Origin of the sequence: Agrobacterium sp. DSM 25558 (assembly GCF_900100825.1) — a bacterium.
Classification (GTDB): Bacteria; Pseudomonadota; Alphaproteobacteria; order Rhizobiales; family Rhizobiaceae; genus Agrobacterium.
In genome coordinates, this window is the sequence record NZ_FMUD01000008.1 from 174,922 (window position 1) to 191,903 (window position 16,982).

The 16,982-nt window shown below is 56.0% G+C and carries 23 protein-coding genes; 3 read left to right on the forward strand and 20 right to left on the reverse strand.

The window, feature by feature from the left end; genetic code table 11:
- Positions 1-109: 109 nt before the first annotated feature.
- The 8 genes from pal to DSM25558_RS09725 all read right to left on the reverse strand — a co-directional run bounded on the left by pal (position 110) and on the right by DSM25558_RS09725 (position 6,382).
- Positions 110-646: a peptidoglycan-associated lipoprotein Pal gene (gene pal, locus DSM25558_RS09690; RefSeq protein ID WP_077104161.1), complete on the reverse strand. Its 537-nt coding sequence runs from the start codon at positions 644-646 to the stop codon at positions 110-112.
- 208 nt (positions 647-854) lie between these two features.
- On the reverse strand, positions 855-2,168 hold the full coding sequence (tolB, locus tag DSM25558_RS09695) for a Tol-Pal system beta propeller repeat protein TolB (protein WP_077104163.1): 1,314 nt from the start codon (positions 2,166-2,168) through the stop codon (positions 855-857).
- A gap of 81 nt (positions 2,169-2,249) precedes the next feature.
- Positions 2,250-3,434 carry a hypothetical protein gene (locus tag DSM25558_RS09700; RefSeq protein WP_077104165.1) on the reverse strand — a complete coding sequence of 395 codons (1,185 nt, stop codon included), beginning with the start codon at positions 3,432-3,434 and terminating at the stop codon, positions 2,250-2,252.
- Between the two features lie 7 nt (positions 3,435-3,441).
- Positions 3,442-3,903, reverse strand: a complete 462-nt coding sequence (gene tolR / locus DSM25558_RS09705) for a protein TolR (protein WP_045228481.1) — start codon at positions 3,901-3,903, stop codon at positions 3,442-3,444.
- 29 nt (positions 3,904-3,932) lie between these two features.
- The gene (gene tolQ / locus DSM25558_RS09710; protein ID WP_077104167.1) at positions 3,933-4,652 is read right to left on the reverse strand and encodes a protein TolQ; all 720 of its coding nucleotides are present in this window, start codon (positions 4,650-4,652) and stop codon (positions 3,933-3,935) included.
- A 260-nt stretch (positions 4,653-4,912) separates the two neighbouring features.
- The gene (ybgC, locus tag DSM25558_RS09715; protein ID WP_077104169.1) at positions 4,913-5,353 is read right to left on the reverse strand and encodes a tol-pal system-associated acyl-CoA thioesterase; all 441 of its coding nucleotides are present in this window, start codon (positions 5,351-5,353) and stop codon (positions 4,913-4,915) included.
- Positions 5,346-5,864, reverse strand: a complete 519-nt coding sequence (locus DSM25558_RS09720; RefSeq protein WP_077104171.1) for an NUDIX hydrolase — start codon at positions 5,862-5,864, stop codon at positions 5,346-5,348. The genes ybgC and DSM25558_RS09720 overlap by 8 nt, the downstream gene beginning before the upstream one ends.
- A complete protein-coding gene (locus DSM25558_RS09725) occupies positions 5,861-6,382 on the reverse strand; it encodes an NUDIX hydrolase (protein WP_077104173.1) in 522 nt (173 codons plus the stop codon). The genes DSM25558_RS09720 and DSM25558_RS09725 overlap by 4 nt, the downstream gene beginning before the upstream one ends.
- A 77-nt stretch (positions 6,383-6,459) precedes the next feature.
- Between DSM25558_RS09725 and DSM25558_RS09730 the strand changes: the two genes are divergently transcribed.
- Positions 6,460-7,053 carry a hypothetical protein gene (locus DSM25558_RS09730; protein WP_077104219.1) on the forward strand — a complete coding sequence of 198 codons (594 nt, stop codon included), beginning with the start codon at positions 6,460-6,462 and terminating at the stop codon, positions 7,051-7,053.
- Here DSM25558_RS09730 and DSM25558_RS28205 read toward each other — a convergent pair.
- The 9 genes from DSM25558_RS28205 to DSM25558_RS09770 form a co-directional block, all read right to left on the reverse strand.
- Complete coding sequence (locus tag DSM25558_RS28205) at positions 7,046-7,357, reverse strand: hypothetical protein (protein WP_143240060.1); 312 nt, start codon at positions 7,355-7,357, stop codon at positions 7,046-7,048. The two genes, DSM25558_RS09730 and DSM25558_RS28205, sit on opposite strands and share 8 nt — an antisense overlap.
- A 202-nt stretch (positions 7,358-7,559) precedes the next feature.
- Positions 7,560-7,778, reverse strand: a complete 219-nt coding sequence (locus tag DSM25558_RS09735; protein ID WP_077104221.1) for a hypervirulence associated TUDOR domain-containing protein — start codon at positions 7,776-7,778, stop codon at positions 7,560-7,562.
- A 56-nt stretch (positions 7,779-7,834) separates the two neighbouring features.
- Positions 7,835-8,722 (reverse strand): metallophosphoesterase, encoded by an 888-nt coding sequence (locus DSM25558_RS09740; RefSeq protein ID WP_077104223.1) that lies wholly within the window; start codon positions 8,720-8,722, stop codon positions 7,835-7,837.
- 2 nt (positions 8,723-8,724) lie between these two features.
- Positions 8,725-9,765 (reverse strand): Holliday junction branch migration DNA helicase RuvB, encoded by a 1,041-nt coding sequence (gene ruvB, locus DSM25558_RS09745; protein WP_065697633.1) that lies wholly within the window; start codon positions 9,763-9,765, stop codon positions 8,725-8,727.
- Positions 9,762-10,166, reverse strand: coding sequence for a PIN domain-containing protein (locus tag DSM25558_RS09750; protein ID WP_083716383.1), 405 nt, complete (start codon positions 10,164-10,166; stop codon positions 9,762-9,764). Before DSM25558_RS09750 ends, ruvB begins: the two co-directional genes overlap by 4 nt.
- A complete protein-coding gene (locus tag DSM25558_RS09755) occupies positions 10,163-10,459 on the reverse strand; it encodes an AbrB/MazE/SpoVT family DNA-binding domain-containing protein (protein ID WP_083716385.1) in 297 nt (98 codons plus the stop codon). Before DSM25558_RS09755 ends, DSM25558_RS09750 begins: the two co-directional genes overlap by 4 nt.
- 57 nt (positions 10,460-10,516) lie before the next feature.
- Positions 10,517-11,134, reverse strand: coding sequence for a Holliday junction branch migration protein RuvA (ruvA, locus tag DSM25558_RS09760; RefSeq protein ID WP_077104175.1), 618 nt, complete (start codon positions 11,132-11,134; stop codon positions 10,517-10,519).
- A gap of 27 nt (positions 11,135-11,161) precedes the next feature.
- Positions 11,162-11,674, reverse strand: a complete 513-nt coding sequence (ruvC, locus tag DSM25558_RS09765; protein WP_067644305.1) for a crossover junction endodeoxyribonuclease RuvC — start codon at positions 11,672-11,674, stop codon at positions 11,162-11,164.
- A gap of 112 nt (positions 11,675-11,786) precedes the next feature.
- Positions 11,787-12,530: a carbonic anhydrase gene (locus DSM25558_RS09770; protein ID WP_083716386.1), complete on the reverse strand. Its 744-nt coding sequence runs from the start codon at positions 12,528-12,530 to the stop codon at positions 11,787-11,789.
- A gap of 328 nt (positions 12,531-12,858) precedes the next feature.
- Here DSM25558_RS09770 and DSM25558_RS09775 point away from each other — a divergent pair, with 328 nt between their 5' ends.
- On the forward strand, positions 12,859-13,860 hold the full coding sequence (locus DSM25558_RS09775) for an LLM class flavin-dependent oxidoreductase (protein WP_077104177.1): 1,002 nt from the start codon (positions 12,859-12,861) through the stop codon (positions 13,858-13,860).
- A 71-nt stretch (positions 13,861-13,931) separates the two neighbouring features.
- Here the strand turns inward: DSM25558_RS09775 and DSM25558_RS09780 are convergent, their stop codons facing one another.
- Entirely contained in the window at positions 13,932-14,678 is a 747-nt protein-coding gene (locus tag DSM25558_RS09780) for a YebC/PmpR family DNA-binding transcriptional regulator (RefSeq protein WP_077104231.1), read from the reverse strand.
- Between the two features lie 201 nt (positions 14,679-14,879).
- On the opposite strand from DSM25558_RS09780, the gene DSM25558_RS09785 reads away from it, so the two are divergent.
- Positions 14,880-15,383, forward strand: a complete 504-nt coding sequence (locus tag DSM25558_RS09785; protein WP_077104179.1) for a pyridoxamine 5'-phosphate oxidase family protein — start codon at positions 14,880-14,882, stop codon at positions 15,381-15,383.
- A gap of 26 nt (positions 15,384-15,409) precedes the next feature.
- Here the strand turns inward: DSM25558_RS09785 and DSM25558_RS09790 are convergent, their stop codons facing one another.
- Both DSM25558_RS09790 and DSM25558_RS09800 read right to left on the reverse strand, forming a co-directional pair.
- Positions 15,410-16,261: an MBL fold metallo-hydrolase gene (locus tag DSM25558_RS09790; RefSeq protein WP_077104181.1), complete on the reverse strand. Its 852-nt coding sequence runs from the start codon at positions 16,259-16,261 to the stop codon at positions 15,410-15,412.
- 302 nt (positions 16,262-16,563) lie between these two features.
- Positions 16,564-16,982, reverse strand: a 419-nt coding sequence (locus tag DSM25558_RS09800) for a transposase (RefSeq protein ID WP_143240061.1), incomplete at its 5' end; no start/stop codon positions are given.

Below are 16,982 nucleotides of genomic sequence, written 5' to 3' on the forward strand. Positions count from 1 at the left end.
TTTTTTCCATTTGGCGTCAAAAAGCAACTTAACTTCGGCCAAACTATGGAAAAAACAAAAGGCGGCCCGAAGACCGCCTTTCAATCATCATCACATCCGTGCGAGGCAATTACATGCCTGCGCCACCAAGAACCGTGACGGCGCGACGGTTCTGCGACCAGCAGGAGATGTCGTCGCAAACAGCAACCGGACGTTCCTTACCGTAGGAAATCGTCTTCATGCGGTTTGCAGGAACACCCTGCGATGCCAGGAACTGCTTGGTCGAAGCGGCACGACGTGCACCCAGAGCCAAGTTGTACTCGCGTGTGCCGCGCTCATCGGCGTGGCCTTCAACGGTGATTGCGTAGTTTGGATAACGGGCAAGCCACTGTGCCTGACGCTGCAGCGTCTGCTGTGCATCGGCGCGGATGGATGTGCTGTCGGTATCGAAGAAGATACGGTCGCCAACGTTGACGGTGAAGTCCTGGGCAGAGCCCGGCGTTGCAGAGCCTGCGCCGCCACCAAGGCCAAGTTCGCCAGCACTGTTGGGCATATTCTTCTTGTTGGCGCAACCGGCCAGCGCAAGCGCTAGCGTCAGAGCGATCATGGCCGGGTTGCGGGCAATTCTCTGCATCGGGCCGAGTGCCGAAGTGTTTGTACGGCTCATTGCCGGTCTCTCCTTAGAATTCAGTAACGTTGCCAGACAATAACCGAATGCAGTTAATTGCCCCCAAACAATTATGGTTAACAGAAAGGAAATGCCCGATTTTTCGCGCCTCCGCAACACTTGGCGGCAGAAGGCAGAGCAGTTCCTGGTAAGGGCATGCGTAGTTTATGACGGCAACTGCTCCAGCAGTGCCGCCACAATGGTTGAATTAGTCCAGCAGCGGCGACCAGGCCGGGTCCGACGCGAATGTCGGCGTCTTGATCAACTGCTCGTTATAGCCCGTCAGGTCGATGGAGTAGAGCTGAGGACCGCCCGCACCCGCATTTTGACGGAAGAACATGATCACGCGACCGTTTGGTGCCCATGTCGGGCCTTCATTGTGGAAGCCCGTGGTCAAGATACGCTCGCCCGAACCATCCGGCTTCATCACGCCGATGGAGAATTTACCACCGGACTGCTTGGTGAACGCAATCAGATCGCCGCGTGGGGACCAGACCGGTGTGGAATAGGAACCATCACCGAAGGATACACGCGTCTGGCCGGAGCCATCGGCATTCATAACATAAATCTGCTGACGACCACCACGGTCACTTTCAAAGGCGATACGCTGGCCGTCCGGTGCATAGGATGGTGCCGTATCGATAGCGCCAGTGTTGGTCAGGCGCGTTGTCGTGCGGGACCGCAGGTCCATGGTGTAGATATTGGCATTACCTTCCTGCTGAAGGCTCATGATGACCTTCTGGCCATCTGGCGAAAAGCGCGGCGAAAACGTCATGCCGGGGAAGTTGCCGACGACTTCACGCTGTCCGGTTTCCAGCTGCAACAGGTAAACGCGCGGCTGCTGGCCCTCGAACGACATGTAGGTGACTTCCTGACGGCTGGGCGAGAAACGCGGCGTCAGAACGAGGTCTTTGGTGTTGGTCAGGTTGCGAACGTTGAAACCGTCCTGATCCATGATCGACAAAGCGCGCTTGCGGTCGGTCTTCGGTCCGCTTTCGGAAACGAAAACAACGCGGGTGTCGAAGTAACCCTTTTCACCCGTCACGCGCTCATAGATCGCGTCGGCGATGATATGCGCAACACGACGCCAGTTTTCCGGCTGGGTGAAAAACTGCTGCCCGGTCATCTGCTGGCCCGCGAACGTGTCCCAAAGGCGGAACTCGGCGCGAAGGCGACCATCGGCCTCCTTCGTCACGCGACCCGTCACCAGCGCCTGTGCGTTGATGACCTTCCAGTCTTCGAATCGCGGCTGCTGATCCGGGTTGCTGATCTTTTCGATGAAGGCGTTTTTGTTGACCGGGGCAAACAGGCCGGACCGCTGAAGGTCGGCTGCGATAACCTGCGAGACCTGCGCGCCGATGCCGTCACCCGACATGAAATCGGTAACCGCGATCGGCAACGGCTGAACGTTACCCTTGTTGATGTTGATTTGAACTTCAGCACTGGCCGGTGTGACCGCAACGAACGAAAATAGCATGCCGGAGGCAACCATCACCGCACGCAGGAGAGAGAACTTGATCATTGAGACAAGCCTTTCAGCTTCATACAAAAATTGGACATCGAGTTGGGCATTGGTCTTTTCATCGGTCCCAAAACTGTCGGTTTAAAGCGCAAACTCAGATGGGTCGAAGTTCAGGACCAAGGTGTTCCATCCCCTTTCGCCATCGTATTTTTCAACTGGCAGATTTTTCAGCGGCGCAGACCTGAAGATCGCACGGCGCGCGCTGCCTTCAACGGCACGGCGCGTCCCTTCCGGTCCGCCTGTCGCAGTTACTTCCGGCTGGCCGACGATGTTGCCGGACTGATCGAGAGACACGCGAACCACTACCCGCACCTCGGCAACGCCGGTCAAGCCGGATGCCATGGCCCAATTGTTCTGAATCTGGCCTCTGACACTGTCGATTTCACTGGCACTCAAGCCGGTGCCGATCGTCTTCTTGCCGCCCAGCGATGCCGTCTCGGTTGAGCGTTTCGCGCCACCGCCAGACGGAGCCTGCTTGTTCAGCAATGCAGAAATCTCGTCGGCATTGAACTCGCTGGCCTGCGAAGCGGCAGACTTGGCCGTCTCCTGCTTGCGATCAGCGGGTTTCTTGTCGGTTGGCTTCTCGTTCGACTTTGCCTGCTCGGGCTTCTTTTCCGCTGGCTTTTCGGCAGGTTTCTGCTCGGCTGGCTTCTGTTCGGCCTGTTTGGGCGGCTCCGGCTTTGGCTCAGGTGGCTGCGGGCGCGAATTCGGGCGCGGCACATTCGGCGGCACGGGAATTTCTGCCGGTTCCTGATTTTGCGGCGGAGGCTCCTGCGCCTGTTGTTGCGCAGGCGGCTCGGCAGGCTTAGGCGGCGTCACGATTTCAGGCTTAGGCGTTGGAAGAGAGGCCGTTTCCTGTGGCTTTGGCGCTGATGTTTCTTCCTTGACGATATCCTTCACCTCGTTCGGCTTGGTATCGACGACGGGTGCCGGCTTCTCCTGCTTGGGCGGGGCGGCGGCACTGTCGTTGTTGTTGGGTTTTTCCGTGGGTGTTGGCGGTGCGTCGAGATCAGCGGTGTTGTTGCCCATGTTCTGGGCATTGGGAATGATATCCGGGCGTGTCGTCGGGACAGGTGCAGACTTCTCGGCCTTGGGCGCGTTCTTGTCGCCCTGCTGGATCTGCGTCATCTCTTCCACGGATACGAGATCGACAGGCATCGACTCAGCCTGAGACACCTCGAGCGGTGCTGGCGAGCCCAAAGACACGAGGGCAAAGGCCAGCAGCGAGGCGTGCACGATCGCAGATGTGGTGACGCTGCCCTTCATGCTTAGATCAATTGTCCTGTTTCTGTTGCGTTACGAGGCCGATATTCTTGAAGCCCGCTGCCTGAATACGCGCCATGACATCGGCCACGATGCCATAGGCGGCAACCGAGTCTGCGCGCACGAAAATCCGCTCATTGTAGCCGGTGGTCGAAATCGCCTGCAGCTTGTCGGCAACTTCCGCCGCCTGGATCGGTGTTTCCTGCAAATGGATCACGCCGTCGGCATTGACCGAAATGGTAATCGGCTGCGTATCGGAATTCAGCGCATTCGCAGATGTCTGTGGCAGATCGACAGGCACGCCGACCGTCATCATCGGTGCCGCCACCATGAAGATGATGAGCAGCACCAGCATGACGTCCACCAGGGGCGTCACGTTGATTTCACTGATCGCGCCGCCCTTGCGGCGTCCTCGACCTCGGCCACGGCGTCCACCGGACCCACCGCCGCCACCGCCTGCTGACATTCCCATTGTGTTACTCCACTCGCTCGGGTGCGCGCTTACTGCGCGGCCTGACGGGTCTGCAGCTTCTCATCGATCTGGCGCGAAAGGATGGCGGAGAACTCATCCGCAAAACCTTCCATGCGCGCAGAGAGCTTGCCTGCATCGCCTGTGAATTTGTTGTAAGCGATAACCGCCGGAATAGCGGCAACCAGACCAATGGCCGTCGCCAGAAGCGCTTCAGCGATACCCGGTGCCACAACCGCAAGGTTGGTGGACTTGGAACCGGCAATCGCCTGGAACGAGGTCATGATACCGATAACCGTACCGAACAGACCGATGAACGGACCCGCAGAGCCGATGGTCGCCAGCGAACCGAGACGCGCATCGAAGGTTTCGCCTTCACGCGCCATGGTCACATCCATCGCCCGGTCGATACGCATCTGAAGACCGATGGGAGACCGTGCACCGCGCTCGAAGGATTTCTTCCACTCGCGCATGGCGGCCACGAAAATGGCCGCAAGGCCCGTGTTCTGACGCTCGGCCAGCGTCCGGTACAGCTCTTCAAGCGACTGGCCGGACCAGAACACCTGTTCGAACTGGTCGAACTGGCGCTTTGCCTTGCCGAAGGACACGTATTTGTCGATGACGATGGCCCACGTCCAGACAGAGGCGGCGATGAGGCCGATCATAACCAGCTTGACGATGAGACCCGCCTGCATGAACAGCGCCCAAAGACTTACGTCGTGCGTTGCCGCGGCCAAACCTGCCTGTTCCATAAAAATCCAATCCCCGAATCCAAACGCCCGGTACGTGACCGGGCGATTTAAACGCGCATCAACGTTTGAAGTCCTGCGGCCACTGCCGAAAACCCCTTGAGCCGTGCCCCGATATTACCATTCAGCCTTCCTTGACCGTAAATTTGGTAAAAGGAAGGCGTGCGGCGCACAAATACCGAATGGTTAAGTAAGACTACATTATGGTTAAGAGAGTGTTACGAAATCGACACTTCAAACAGCAACCGCATATTCCTGAATTCTTACTTCAGAAATTTCTCGGCAATCGTATCGGGCAAACGCCGCGGTCTTCCCTTGGCGTTGATGACAGCAATAATCACTTTCGCGACAATCAAAAGTGTTTCGCCGCGCCGGATTTCCTGGTTCAGCACCATCTTCGCACCACCGGCTTTTTCGGTAAGCGTCGTAATGGTCAAAACATCATCCATCCGCGCCGGTGACTTGAAATCGATTTCCATGCGGTGAACGACGAACACAAGCCCCTCCTCATCCGCCGTCAACAACGCGCTCTGCTCGCAGCCGAGGCAACGCAGGTAATCCGTACGCCCCCGCTCGAGGAAATGCAGGTAGCGCGCGTGATAAACGAGACCGGAGAAGTCGGTATCTTCATAGTAGACACGCTGTGTTAAGCGGTGACCGTGTTCGATGAGTTCGCCGGAGAGGGATACGGTGAGGTCAGTCATTCCGCGGTAATCCTTCGCGCACGATCAGGTGCTCGTGTCGTTGCGGCAGCGCGTCGATTCGCTCCGCGATAAAAGCAGGCCTCAAATCATGCTCTTTCAACGCTAACGTGGTCGCGGGCAACCATCGAAATTCGACATCCACACCATCAACAATACGATGAACGATGTCGTTTTCATGAAAAGGAAAAGCCTGTTCGAGATGGATCATGTAATAGAAGGCCAGTTCATGCGCGTCATATTCGCCGTATGAAAAGAAGCTTTCGGCTGACCACAAAAGACGCTCGATCCGCGCCTCGACATGCAGTTCTTCCTTGATTTCTCGCAGGATCGTCTCTTCCGAACTCTCCCCGATTTCGGCACGTCCGCCGGGGAGCGCCCAATAGCGATCGGTGAGGCTTCGGTTTACCAAGAGATAGCCATTATGGAACACTAAGCCAGCCACACGAAAGCTGAAAAGCTGGGGCTTATGATCAAGTCTGATCATGTGCCGTGGAGAAATGCCATCACTCATTTGTCGTCCAAGTTCCCGTCATCCCAAACGATGTGCTGAACGGAAGTGGGAAGGTTTTCGATTTCACCCGCGATGAAATAGGGCGGAATGTCCAACTGCGTCAAGGCTTCCTTGGTCGCTCTTGCCCAACGGAATTCCAGCGGATGTTTGCCATCCTGCATGCGGTGGACAATGTTTTCTTCGTGGAAAGGAAAGGTTTCGGGCAATTCCATCAGGTAGTAAAAACCAAGTTCGTGCCAGTCCTTGCCTTCATAATGAAAGAAGTTCTCGACCACCCAAAGCAGTCGGCCCACCTTGGCCTCGACGCCGAGTTCCTCCACCATTTCCCGCGCCAGCGTTTCCTGTGATTGCTCACCCATTTCGGCGCGACCACCGGGAAAGCTCCAGAATTTTTCGTGCGTGGCACGATGCACCAGAACATGCCCATCGCGAAACGCGATGCCCGCCACGCGCATCTGGAAAATACGCTTGGGTTTGAATTTCATGCGAATGCGGGTGTCTTCAGTCAAAAAATACATCCTTCTAACTCCACCCAACGTTGGGATGGAAATACAAATATGTTAGTACGATGATAAGAATAAAGAGTGAGGACGAGATGGACGCTACATATAATCTCAATGGCGGTTTTAAACCAACAGCTAAAAGATCGGCGGACATCGATGGGCCTGATTTCTTTCCGACGCCTGCGTGGGCAACCCAAGCTCTGGTCGATGTAGAGGAGTTCAAAGGAGAAATATGGGAATGTGCTTGTGGCAACGGAGCGATGTCAGAAGTTTTAAAAAGAACTGGATGTGATGTTTACAGTTCGGATTTATACGATCGCGGATACGGCGACACTGGTATTGATTTTTTGACAGCAAAGAGGCAGTCGAACAACATCATCACTAACCCTCCGTATAACAGTGCTGAAGGGTTTGTTAAGGCTGGCTTAGAAAATGCTGGAGAAAAGGTGGCGCTTCTATTGCGCCTTGCTTTTTTAGAAGGTGCGGGCCGCAACACTTCTATCTTTAGTAAAACGCCTCCCTCAAGAGTATGGGTGTTCAGTGAGCGTATTACATTTTACCCTTTAGACGCGGAAATAAGAGGATCTGGCACGACAGCATATGCTTGGTTCATTTGGGATAAAGCCCAAACGACCGCGCCTGAATTAAAATGGCTACCCCTTGGATACAAAAAAAAATTTAAATAAGTTTTTTCGCTTTCAAAACAGACAAGCCTAAGTTTGTAATTTTAATCCCATCAAGAGTTCGCTCAGCAAGCCCTTTTTTAAATATGCTGGTAGAGCTATTCTTGTGGGATATTACATTTCCCACTATCTGCTCCCATTTATGTTCGTTAGAACGGGTAGTTGACGGAATTAAATCCTCAGGAGACATCGACCGATATTTTGGAAATTTTTCTTTGATTTCTGCGGTACTAACCTCTCCGTTTGGAGATAACGCTGCAATTCTCAGGGCGACAAGACGAGCTTCTGGTTCTCTCAACTTGGGCATAGCATAACCTTCACATCTAGCTGAATCTAACAGCTTTTATGTTTAGCCACGCAACTAAAGATTTCAAGTGCATTCTCAAAATACTGCACATTAAAGTAGCACTAGTTCATTATCCGAATAACCTACGTCAATTTCAGGATCGTTATTCGGAACGCCCTCCCAAGCTAGAAACTCACCGGCTCACTTTACAAGATATTCAAAATCAATCCGCCTTTTCCAGTTCCGAATGGCTTTTCAAAACCCGTCCACCATCTTCCTGCTCGATGAGATAGGCCGGTTCGTCCTCACTCGCCTTGCGTTTGATGACAGAACCTTCGATTTTGCGTTCGACGTCTTCGGTAAAGCTCTCGGCGACCTTGCCTTCGCCCTTACCCGTTCCCCATTTCCACTGCACCTTGGCACCCTTGCGAAATTTGGTCATTGCTCGCTCCTCGTAAAGAACGGAAATGATGGGCAGGACGGATGGTTCCGGCTGCCTCAACCCAGTTCGATGACGACCACCTCCGGTGGGGACATGAAGCGGACGGGAGCAATGGAGCAGCCAAGACCACCTGATACCACAAGATGTCTGTTGTCCTCCACCACGTGACCATAGGCGAAACGCTCACCGTAACGGGATGGCACAGCAGGTCGCCAGCCGAAAAGGTTCACCTGTCCACCATGGGTATGGCCCGAAAGCGTCAGCGCAACACGGTCAGGAACCGACGTGAAAATGTCCGGCTCGTGCGCCAGTAAGATGACCGGCGCATCATCGGTGACCTGCGCAAGCGTTCCGCCCAGATCATCGAGCCCCGTCCTTCGACGCCCTTGAAGATACGCCCACTGGTCTTCCAGTCCGGCAATCCAGAATGGCTGCTCGTCAGACCCGCTTTTCACGGCATCGTTGGAATGAACATGAATACCGACCGCTCTCAACGCGCGATGCGCCACGGTCTCTTTCAGTCTCAGCCGTTGGGCCTCAGGGTCCTGCCACCAGTCGTGATTTCCGCAGATGGCATGAACGCCGTAAGTCGCTTTCAATCCGGACAGCGCACGCGCCCATTCCTCGGGTGGAACGACGCCCGTCACCAGCTTCATGCCCGACATATAGTCGCCCAGCAACAGAATGATATCGCCACCCAATGTATTGGCATAATCGCAAATTTTAGCGATCCGCTCGGCGGGCATCCACGGTTCGCAGGCGTGAAAATCCGCCAGCGCCACGATACGCAAACGCTGACCTGCCGGCCAACCCGGCGGAGTGATGCGGTATCGCGTGGTGGAAAGCCGCGCCAGCGGTTCGATGCCGCCCGCATAGGCACTAAGAGACACCAGTCCCGCCGCCATCGTGGCGGCCGTCTTCAGCAAAGCCCGGCGCGTAATCACAATCAATCGTCCTCGAGCGTCATGCGAAATTGCGCCGCTTCCAAATCCTTTGGCGGCTGCATGCCAAGATGTTTCCACGCGGTTGCGGTCAAAATACGGCCACGTGGCGTGCGCTGAATGAAGCCTTGCTGGATCATATAGGGCTCAATGATATCCTCGATGGCATCGCGTGGTTCGGACAAGCCAGCGGCAATGGTTTCGATACCCACCGGCCCACCGCCAAAATTGACGGCGATCATGGTCAAATACCGCATGTCGAGTTGGTCGAGACCCATATTGTCCACCAACAGCCGGGTCAGCGCCTCGTCGGCAATCTGGCGCGTCACGGCTTCGGCCCTTGCCACCTCGGCAAAATCACGCACCCGGCGCAACAGCCGCCCGGCGATGCGCGGCGTGCCACGCGAACGGCGAGCGATTTCACGCGCACCCTCTTCCGTCATCGGCAATCCCATGATGCGCGCACCGCGCCGCACGATCAGTTCAAGCTCTTCGACGGTGTAGAAAGACAGCCGAACAGGAATGCCGAAGCGATCTCGCAAAGGGTTGGTCAAAAGCCCAAGTCGCGTGGTGGCGGCCACCAGCGTGAATTTCGACAGATCGATCTTCACCGAACGCGCCGCCGGCCCCTCGCCAATGATAAGGTCGAGCTGAAAATCCTCCATCGCCGGATAAAGGATTTCTTCAACAGCGGGGCTCAGGCGGTGGATTTCATCGATGAACAGCACGTCGCGCTCTTCAAGATTGGTCAACAGCGCCGCCAGATCACCCGCCTTGGCAATGACGGGGCCAGAGGTAGACTTAAAATTGACGCCCAGTTCCTTGGCCATGATCTGTGCCAGCGTCGTTTTGCCGAGACCGGGAGGGCCAACAAACAGAACATGGTCCAGCGCCTCGCCACGGTTCTTTGCCGCTTCGATGAAGATTTTCAGGTTCGCGCGCGCCTCCGCCTGACCGGTAAAATCATCCAGCGTCTGTGGGCGCAGCGTGGTGTCGATATCTTCGCCGCGCTTCTCCGAAGAAATCAGCCGTGCCGCGTCACTCATGTCAAAAGTTCCATTCCGGGTATTTTACGCGCCGCTTTCTGATCGAATGTGTATGTCACTGCGCACTCTTCGCTTTGGGACCGGCATGCAATCAGTGCATCTGCGAAATCCGCATTGTTCTTCTCAACGAAACGCAACGCCTTGACCACAATATCGTGCCCTTCAACGAAAAGTCCGCGTGTATGTAGAAGCTTCCGGATCGCGACCATAACCTGCCTTCGATCGAAGCCGTAGTTGGACCGTAGCGCCCAATCGAGTTCAATGAGCGTTATGAGGGTGACGAACACGGTGTGGCTACGCCCTATTTCCGCACCAAACCGCAGCGCGGCCTGCCGTTGCTTTGGATCATCGTCTACGAAAAGTCTCAGCACAACATTCGTGTCCAGACCAAACATGTTCATGCAGCAGCTTCCGAGCTTTCATCATCCGTATCGACAACATTATGGCCAGCGGCATTTAAAACCGCCTCATCGATCTCTTCCAATGTTGAACGGCCTCTTGGGGGTTTGCCCAACAGCCCTGCGAGATCGTTGAAATCAACGTTTTTAGGCGTCAGAACTACTTCTCCGTCGATCACCGTGTAAACGATCTGATCACCAGCACGGAGGTTCAAAGCCTCGCGCATGTCTTTTGGAAGCGTTACTTGTCCTTTGGACGAAAGCGTCAATTCCCATCCCAAAACAAAATCCTCCATCAAAATCTAATTCGTAAGAAATATTACCATTCTTCCAACAAAACACCAAATGGACTCTTACCGCGAAAGCTCCTTCAACCCCAAGCGGATCAGCTTGGCGCTGTCGCCACCCTCCCCGCCATTCTTCAGCGCGGCGGCCACGGCATTGGCAGCCTGATCGCGCGAGTAGCCGAGATTGGTGAGTGCTGAGACGGCGTCGGCCACCGGTGCGGATGCGACGCCTTCGGCCAGTTCCTGCTTGAAAACGATGGAGGCGGATGCTTCACCTGCAAAGGCGGGAGCCTTGTTGCGAAGCTCCGTGACGATACGCACCGCCACTTTTGGACCGACACCGGGGGCACGCGACACGACCACCTTGTCCTGGAGCGCGATAGCATTGGCAAGCTCTGATGGCGTCAGCGTCGACAGCACCGCCAGCGCGACCTTGGCACCAACGCCCTGAACGCTTTGCAGGAGGTTGAACCACTCACGCTCCAGCGCACTGAGAAAACCGAAAAGCCTGATTTGGTCTTCACGGACATAGGTTTCGATGAAGAGCACCACGGCTTCGCCGGCCGAGCCGAGGCGCGACAGAGTCCGTGTCGAACAATAGGCGACGTAACAAACGCCGTGCACATCAACGACCACATGGTCGTCGCCGATTTCGTCGATTGTGCCTTTGAGTTTTCCGATCATGTCGATGCCTGTCCGATGAATAAAAGATTAGCTGGCAGCCAGAACGCGCCGCATGCGCTCACTGACCCGATTGTGAGCGTGGCAAATGGCGATAGCGAGCGCGTCCGCCGCATCATTGCCCTTGAATTCAGCCTTGGGCATCAGAATTTTCAGCATCATGTGAATCTGCTGCTTGTCACCGTGACCGACACCGATGACGGCTTTTTTGACCGCGTTCGGAGCATATTCCGCAACCGGCAATCCGGCCCGTGCAGGAACCAGCATGGCGATGCCGCGCGCCTGCCCCAGCTTCAGGGTCGCAACCGCGTCCTTGTTGACGAAGGTCTGCTCAACCGCCGCCTCATGAGGTTGATGGGAATGGACGATCTCGGCAAGCCCATCATGCAACTGGCAAAGGCGGGATGCGAGATCCATGTCACCGTCAGACGTCACGGTGCCGGACGCCACGAAACGCAGGCTGTTGCCCAAGGTTTCGATGACACCCCAGCCCATTCGCCGCAGCCCGGGATCAATCCCGATAATTCGAATCGCATTTTGCATATGTCACCCTATCCTCACGGCACAAAACCTGCCAGCGATAAGTGAACAAAACGACAACATCCATAAAGTGATTTGAGAGGAGCGGCGGCGCACCGCCGCTCCTCGCATCGTCTTACATCGTGTCGAAGAAATCGACCGCACCCGTATCGAGGTGGTAATAAGCGCCGACGATCTTGATCTTGCCATCTGCCAAAGGCTTCAGCAGCAGCGGATCGCTTTCCTCTCTCAATGTGCGCACAACGCGCCGCACATTCTGCTTGACGGCGTTTTCGGTCGCGTCACCCGCCTGCCCGCGCGCTTCCAGCACAGCGGGAATGATCGGCTCGATCATATTGTCGATCTGCCCGGGGAACCGTGCGTTTTTCTCAACGACGGACATGGCAGCCTTCACCGCACCGCAACTCTCGTGGCCCATTACGACCACGAGCGGGACACCGAGGACGGCGACGGCATATTCGATCGACCCCATGGCGACGGTGTCGACCGTATTGCCGGCGTTACGAATGATGAAGAGTTCGCCCAATCCGCGCCCAAACAGAAGTTCGGGTGGCACCCGGCTGTCCGAGCAGGAAACATAGGCGCAAAAGGGTGCCTGTCCCTTGGCAAGCTCAAGCCGCCGCGCTTCGTTGCGATCAGCAAAGACAAGCTCATCGCGCAGGAATGCATCATTGCCTTCCTTGAGAAGCTTGAGCGCACCATCCGGTGTCAGCGCGGATTTACCGTCCTTGACCGGCGCGGGTGTCAAAGGCGTTGCCTGTCGCAATGATGATGACTGCGCCTGCGTGACGGCGGGAATGACAGCAGCGGCGGTTGCTGCGCCTGCGGTCAGTAATAAACGTCGAGATAGATTGCACATAATTTACACTCTCTTTCGCAAGATGCGCTGATGCGCATGGCTAAAAAAATCGAGCGTGTTCAGAGAGTTTGGATGGTTGGCCAGACTGCACCGAGCATGCTCGATGCGGTCCGACATCACCAGATGAAATAATCTGGTCAGAGGGGCCCGGTCCGCTGCACTGAATTTGGGAGGCGGCATAGGAACCGCAAGACAGTGTGCCAAAACGCCGCAGTTCAGGAACAGTTTTTTTGATCCTTGGATCAATTCGCCGCGACTACTCTGGCAAATCCTGCGGTAAAACTTACATCTTGACCAACATATGAAATCAACGCGTCAGGAGCGTCCGATGATCTCTTTTTCCATCCTCGATCTCTCCCCCATCGGTGAGGGCGAGACCGTGAGCAAGGCGCTCGAGAATTCGCGCCGGATGGCCATCAAGGCCGAAGAAAACGGTTATGAGCGCATCTGGCTTGCCGAACACCACGGTATGCCCGGCATCGCCAGCGCTGCAACCTCTCTCGTCATTGCCCATGTCGGTGCGGCAACGAAACGCATTCGCGTCGGCTCCGGCGGCATCATGCTGCCCAATCATTCGCCGCTGGTCATTGCAGAACAGTTCGGTACGCTGGCAGCGCTGTTGCCGGGTCGTGTCGATCTTGGTCTCGGACGTGCGCCAGGAACGGACGTGCGCACGGCACGAGCGTTGCGGCGTAATATGGATGCGGGGGCTGAAAGTTTCCCGCAGGATATTCTCGAGTTGCAGCAGTATCTTGGAGAGCCGATTCAGGATCAGGCCATCCTGTCGGTGCCGGGCATCAATTCCAATGTGCCGATCTGGCTGCTCGGCTCCAGCGTCTACAGCGCGCATCTGGCGGCGGCTCTTGGCTTGCCCTACTCGTTCGCATCTCATTTTGCGCCCGATATGCTGATGGACGCCATCGCCATCTACCGCGAACGCTTCCAACCTTCCGCTACATTGTCAGAACCCTATGTCATGGTTGGCGTTATGGGCGTTGGCGCGGAAACCGATGAAGAGGCGCAACATCTCTTCACCTCGGCGCAACAGCAATTGGTCAACCTGCGGAAAAACATTCGCACCCAGTTCCCCAAACCTGTCGAAAGCATGGACAGCCACTGGAGCGATATGGAACGCATGACGGTTGACCATACACTCAGATACGCCGTGGTCGGTTCTCACGCTACGGTCGAACGGAAACTGGCAGAGTTTCTGTCGGACACCGGCGCAGATGAGCTGATCGTTTCCATGCCAGTCCACGACATCGAAAAGCGCCTGCGCTCTGTCGAGGTGTTCGCAGAGGTTCGTGGCGGCTTGCGACTAGCCGCTTGATGGATGCCTGAAAACATAAAAGCCCTCGCGCATTGCTGCCGAGGGCTTTTTATCTTTGATCGGAGCGACAATCAGGCCGAAAGCTTGGCCATGATTTCTTCGGATACTTCGAAGTTGGAATAGACGCTCTGGACGTCGTCGTCGTCTTCGAGATTGTCGATGAGCTTCATCAAAGACTGCGCTTTTTCTTCATCCACCGGCACCGTGTTCTGCGGCTTCCAGATGGACTTGACGCTGTCAGCTTCGCCGAGAACAGCTTCCAACGCCTTGGACACCTCGTTCATCGCTTCGAAACCGCAGATGATGATGTGGCCGTCTTCGCTGCTTTCCACGTCGTCCGCACCAGCTTCGATCGCCGCTTCCATGACGGTGTCAGCATCGCCAACGGCGGCCTTATAGGTGATTTCGCCGACGCGATCGAAGGAGAAGGAAACCGAGCCGGTTTCACCCAACGCGCCACCAGCCTTGGTGAAGATCGAGCGAACGTTGGAGGCTGTGCGGTTGCGGTTGTCGGTCAGCGCTTCGACAATAACAGCCGTGCCGCCGGGGCCATAGCCTTCGTAACGTACGTAATCGTAGTTCTCGGCATCCGCGCCCGAAGCCTTCTTGATGGCACGGTCGATGTTGTCCTTCGGCATCGACTGGGCTTTGGCGTTTTGCACCGCTAGACGCAGCGCCGCGTTCATACTTACATCCGGCAGGCCGGATTTGGCAGCGACGGTGATTTCGCGCGCGAGCTTGGAGAACATCTTCGAACGAATCGAATCCTGTTTTCCCTTGCGATGCATGATGTTCTTGAACTGTGAATGGCCAGCCATGGCACCCCTGATCGGATCGTTTGTTTGGATTGCGGTGCTTATAAGTGCGATGGCTCTGCTGTTCAAGCCCACGCGCCCACTCTTCTCTCAACGCTTTAGGGAACAGAAATGTACTCTCTTCGTTTTGGTAGTGAGCGCTGATGCGGGCAACCTGTCCCCATCATCGTAAAAGATAACGAGAAATATGAAGGAGCCAATTTCATGGTCAGTCTGAGTGAAGCACGCGAAGCACCCGCCCGTCAGTTGTGGGACGAAATCAATTCCGTGCATGCCGGCATGCTCGGCCTGGAAGGCCTCCACAGCCACATGCAGCCAATGGCACCGCATGCGGATCCCAAGACGAACACCATCTGGTTCTTCACAAAGAAGGATGCGCATATCGTGCAGGCGCTGAAGTCAGGCGGTCGCGCGCATTTCTGCGTCGTGGGGAAGGACCATGATTACCATGCCTGCCTGTCCGGTAAGCTGGAAGTCCGCGAAGACAAGGCGAAACTCGACGAATACTGGAACTCCGTGACCGCCGCCTGGTACGAACATGGCAAAAACGACCCGCAACTGGCAATGCTTGCTCTGCATGTGGACGATGCCGATATCTGGGCTTCCACGGACAGCACGTTGAAGTTCGGCTGGGAAATTGCCAAGGCCAATCTTAGCGATGACAAAACGCCAGACATCGGCGTCCGCCAGCATCTGGCCTTTGCATAATATTCCTTGTCCCGCCAATCGCCCTTTCACATGCCTTGTGGCACGAGAATTTGCGGTTGGCGGGGAAGACTTCGCATCGAGACACGAATAACAGGATAGTTCGCATAGGCGATCTTGAACTGAGCACCGAATGTCACCAGAAATTGCTCCAGAGCGCTGGGCTGATGCATCGGCAGAATAAGTGCAGACCTCAGCCGTTTGACGATCCGGCTCATACTGTCCGCACCCATCGTCAATCCCCCATCGACCGGTACCATCAAAACATCCAGTCGGCCGATTTCCGCATATTGCGTTTCCGTCAGCTCGTAATGCAGGTGTCCAAGGTGGCCGATGCAAAGACCGGCGATTTCAAAGATGAAAATCGAATTGCCGTCTTTCTTCAACAGCCCGCCGCCGCCCCAGCGATTGCGGATATCCGACGTGACATTGCGCACGTAGACGTCCCGTACCTGCAATTTGTGGACGGCTTTGTCATCAGGCGCATCGCTCCAGCCATGCAGCACATATTTGATTGCGGGGTCCGGGTACGGCGTATAATGCGTCGAATGGGCATTGTTCATGGTGACGATGGTGGGGGTAACGGGTGGCAGGTAAACGCCGTTATAATCCGTGGCGATGGTGACCCCTTCGGGAGACGTGATCAGAAACGTCGAATGCCCGATATATTGGATTTTTACCTCTTCCTTGCCATTGGCCTGCGCCAATTGAACATTCGAAGACTGAAAACTGGCAAAAGTCGCGCCAGGCATGGTCTGCGCAATCGCCTGACACTGGCTGATCGGCGGGCGATTTACGGGAGGACGGCTTGGCGGTTGCTGGGCCAATGCGCCAGTGGCCACCAAAAGCCCTGACAATGCGAAGATGAGCATGCGAAGCATCGGCACCACTCCCATAAACGAGATGAGTGCGGGCAGGATGCGGCAAGGGTTGATGATCGTCCAGACGCAAGAGGTGGAGGCCGCTCACAATGTCGTCATTGGGGGTGGAGTGATGTTGAGGTTGGCGGGTGGGGCTTACCCCCCTCTGTCCTGCCGGACATCTCCCCCACAAGGAGGGAGATTGGCTGGACGCTTGCTCACCGCTCTGTCTGCAGCGTTAAAGATGGGCGAGACCTCTCCGCGATTCGATCTCCCCACCTGAGGGGGAGATGTCCGGCAGGGCAGAGCGACTGTCTTGGCAGTCAAGCGTTTTGCCATGGTTTATTTTCCCGGATGATGGCGTTGAGGATGGTGAGAAGCTTGCGCATGGTGGCGACAATGGCGACGATCTTGGGCTTGCCGGATGCCACGAGGCGATCGCGGAAGGCTTTGAGGAACGGATTGTGACGGGACGCAACCAGTGCCGCCATGAACAGCACGGCCCGCACCTTCGAGCGCCCGCCACCGATAAAGCTCTTGCCTTTCCACTTGCCCGATTGCCGCGTCCATGGTGCCAGTCCCGCAAGCGATGCGATCTGGCGTCTGTCGAGGCTGCCGAGCTCCGGCATTTCGGCCAGAAGGGTGCGCGCCGTGGCCCGCCCCACACCTGGAACCGAGGTCAGCAATGCCTCGCGCACACGCCACAAGGGTGACTTGCGGATGTGGTCATCCAGGTCTTTAT

Coding starts and splice junctions, on each gene's coding strand:
- ruvA (WP_077104175.1), bottom strand. CDS start 11,134: ATGATCGGAAAACTCAAAGGCACAATCGACGAAATCGGCGACGACCAT.
- pal (WP_077104161.1), bottom strand. CDS start 646: ATGAGCCGTACAAACACTTCGGCACTCGGCCCGATGCAGAGAATTGCC.
- ybgC (WP_077104169.1), bottom strand. CDS start 5,353: ATGACTGACCTCACCGTATCCCTCTCCGGCGAACTCATCGAACACGGT.
- DSM25558_RS09770 (WP_083716386.1), bottom strand. CDS start 12,530: ATGTGCAATCTATCTCGACGTTTATTACTGACCGCAGGCGCAGCAACC.
- DSM25558_RS09725 (WP_077104173.1), bottom strand. CDS start 6,382: ATGTATTTTTTGACTGAAGACACCCGCATTCGCATGAAATTCAAACCC.
- DSM25558_RS09730 (WP_077104219.1), top strand. CDS start 6,460: ATGGACGCTACATATAATCTCAATGGCGGTTTTAAACCAACAGCTAAA.
- tolB (WP_077104163.1), bottom strand. CDS start 2,168: ATGATCAAGTTCTCTCTCCTGCGTGCGGTGATGGTTGCCTCCGGCATG.
- tolR (WP_045228481.1), bottom strand. CDS start 3,903: ATGGGAATGTCAGCAGGCGGTGGCGGCGGTGGGTCCGGTGGACGCCGT.
- DSM25558_RS09750 (WP_083716383.1), bottom strand. CDS start 10,166: ATGAACATGTTTGGTCTGGACACGAATGTTGTGCTGAGACTTTTCGTA.
- DSM25558_RS09785 (WP_077104179.1), top strand. CDS start 14,880: ATGGTCAGTCTGAGTGAAGCACGCGAAGCACCCGCCCGTCAGTTGTGG.
- DSM25558_RS09790 (WP_077104181.1), bottom strand. CDS start 16,261: ATGCTTCGCATGCTCATCTTCGCATTGTCAGGGCTTTTGGTGGCCACT.
- tolQ (WP_077104167.1), bottom strand. CDS start 4,652: ATGGAACAGGCAGGTTTGGCCGCGGCAACGCACGACGTAAGTCTTTGG.
- DSM25558_RS09700 (WP_077104165.1), bottom strand. CDS start 3,434: ATGAAGGGCAGCGTCACCACATCTGCGATCGTGCACGCCTCGCTGCTG.
- DSM25558_RS09755 (WP_083716385.1), bottom strand. CDS start 10,459: ATGGAGGATTTTGTTTTGGGATGGGAATTGACGCTTTCGTCCAAAGGA.
- DSM25558_RS09720 (WP_077104171.1), bottom strand. CDS start 5,864: ATGAGTGATGGCATTTCTCCACGGCACATGATCAGACTTGATCATAAG.
- DSM25558_RS09775 (WP_077104177.1), top strand. CDS start 12,859: ATGATCTCTTTTTCCATCCTCGATCTCTCCCCCATCGGTGAGGGCGAG.
- DSM25558_RS28205 (WP_143240060.1), bottom strand. CDS start 7,357: ATGCCCAAGTTGAGAGAACCAGAAGCTCGTCTTGTCGCCCTGAGAATT.
- ruvC (WP_067644305.1), bottom strand. CDS start 11,674: ATGCAAAATGCGATTCGAATTATCGGGATTGATCCCGGGCTGCGGCGA.
- DSM25558_RS09780 (WP_077104231.1), bottom strand. CDS start 14,678: ATGGCTGGCCATTCACAGTTCAAGAACATCATGCATCGCAAGGGAAAA.
- ruvB (WP_065697633.1), bottom strand. CDS start 9,765: ATGAGTGACGCGGCACGGCTGATTTCTTCGGAGAAGCGCGGCGAAGAT.
- DSM25558_RS09735 (WP_077104221.1), bottom strand. CDS start 7,778: ATGACCAAATTTCGCAAGGGTGCCAAGGTGCAGTGGAAATGGGGAACG.